The organism is Coleofasciculus sp. FACHB-712, from assembly GCF_014695635.1.
Taxonomy (GTDB): Bacteria; Cyanobacteriota; Cyanobacteriia; order Cyanobacteriales; family FACHB-T130; genus FACHB-T130.
Genome location: NZ_JACJOQ010000272.1, coordinates 1 through 1,971, shown reverse-complemented (window position 1 = coordinate 1,971; position 1,971 = coordinate 1). Strand labels below are relative to the sequence as shown.

General features: G+C 47.2%; 1 protein-coding gene. It reads right to left on the bottom strand.

Annotated elements, in window-relative coordinates; all coding sequences use genetic code 11:
• Positions 1 to 18 precede the first annotated feature (18 nt).
• Positions 19 to 1,344 (bottom strand): hypothetical protein, encoded by a 1,326-nt coding sequence (locus H6F50_RS07510; protein ID WP_190428043.1) that lies wholly within the window; start codon positions 1,342 to 1,344, stop codon positions 19 to 21.
• Positions 1,345 to 1,971: the final 627 nt, after the last annotated feature.

Sequence of the window (1,971 nt, the reverse complement as noted above, 5' to 3'; positions counted from 1 at the left end):
CTTAACTAAGACTGGCGGTTAACTGCCAGAAACTGCCGACCACAGCACATGGGCTACTTCCGGTTTGGCAAAGTCGTTATGGGCACCAACAAACTTGTCTGTCACGTCATTAATAAACTTGCTGCTTTCCAGGTTGTAGACTTTACCCGGTTTAAACTGATAAGAGGCATCAGAACCGAGCATATTTATGTCTTCTACTGGAAAGCCGTTTCCGCAGAGACCAAAGCAGCCAATTCCGCCATATTTAGGCAAACCACCGGCGGCAAAGTCCACACGACTAAAGACAATCTTTCCAGCTAGGGGGTACATCTTGCCGACTGCATAGTCGAAGTGAGATTGGGTCGTAACAATTGGACCAGCGACTTTACCTTGAACGATGAGTGGATTAAAGTAACCAGGGCGATTGCGTTCGTAGGAAATTTTTGAACAGTAAGACCAGAGAGACATCGCTCCTTGAACCAAGACCAAAGAATTAACTGGCCGGACTAATTTGCCCTGACCTTTTGGACCGGCAAGGGTGGCAGAGACAAGAACGCATCCGAAACTATGACCCATCAGATGGAATCGCACAGTTTCAGGAGTGTTCTGTTGAAGTGCTTTTAACAAGTTGAACCCAGCGCTTTCACCGATTTTGCGAGCGCGGTCTTTCATCGTCCAAAAAGATAGTAGCCGCAGGGGAGTTAGAAACTTATCCCAGTCAAAGCTGCTGCCAGCACTGAAGCTGACGGGTTCTTGGTGACTTGCTTGATAGATGCCTTCCGGATCGAAACCTTCCCAATCCGAACCTGGTGCCCCACCCCCACCTTCGCTACCCAAACCAGCCTCTTGGTTCAACACTTGGTAGGCGTTTACTACCTCTGGCGGTAAGGTATCGGGTTCGCTGTCTTCCAGCCCCTTCCTAAAAATTGTTTGCAGTGCTTGCCGCGCTTCCTCAGTGTTAGCAATGCGTTCAGCATATTCATCAACGGCGCTATCGACAGGATCTGCATCGTTCACGCCAAAAGACACCGAAGCACTTGTCAAATCTTCATTGCCCCAAGGCTTGCTGGGCCAATGCACTCCGATCATTAAGGGACGAAACGGTCGCGCCTGTGTGATTTTTTCGAGATCGGCTGTTTGTTTAGCCATCGCGCCAATCCATTTGTTGTACTGATCTCGCGCTCCGGGAATGTCACCCATCCAGCCGTGGCTCATGATGAATACATCTGTGATTGGTTCGCTAGCAAGTGCTTCCAAGATTTTTTGGCTCATCAACTCGCCATGTTCATCGCGTTCTTTGCCAGATGCATCAAAAGCGATCAGGTAATACTTTAAGGAAGTTCCGGGTACTGTTTCGATTGGCATTTATAAATTCCTCTGCTTAAAGATTTCTCTCCAAAGTTAGGTGCCAAAACCAAAAAACGAACACTACTTGTAAAAAAACTTTGCAGAGTCTTGCTCAGGCAGTCCCTACTTCAGTTAGGATCGATTCACTGGGAAAGTGGTTGTTCAACTGACTGGTAGTATAAATTGCCGCGCTCCTCGTCCGCTCAGGACAGCCGACTCAACCAGGATGTCGTATCGCCTACCCATGTCGTTAAGTAACTCTGGCTTGGGTGCCAAGTAATACTATTTCACTTTATTAGGACTTACGTACCAGTAACAGAAAAATGAACCGCCTAAGAGTTGTGAAGCGCTCTCTTCGCTTTAGACGCTCTCGTACACGTTGGCGTAGCCTGCGAGCAAGCGCATAGGAATAAGAGTTTGAGAGGTTTTTGCGTCACTCCTGTTTATGTCTAACACATATCCATCTATCGCAATCCTATTTGAGTTTGGAGATGCCAACCCTTGAGATCCCCGACTTCTTTCTCGAAGTGGGGGGTCTCGCCTTTAAGAATCATTTAGAACTGCTATATTACCCCTTTTTAATCGGATTGGGGGAATCGTAAATGTGGCATCAAAACAGTGAATTGGTATTACTCAACAATTCAA

What these genes read in the sequence shown, in the direction of transcription:
- H6F50_RS07510 (WP_190428043.1), bottom strand. Translation starts at nt 1,344, where the DNA reads ATGCCAATCGAAACAGTACCCGGAACTTCCTTAAAGTATTACCTGATC.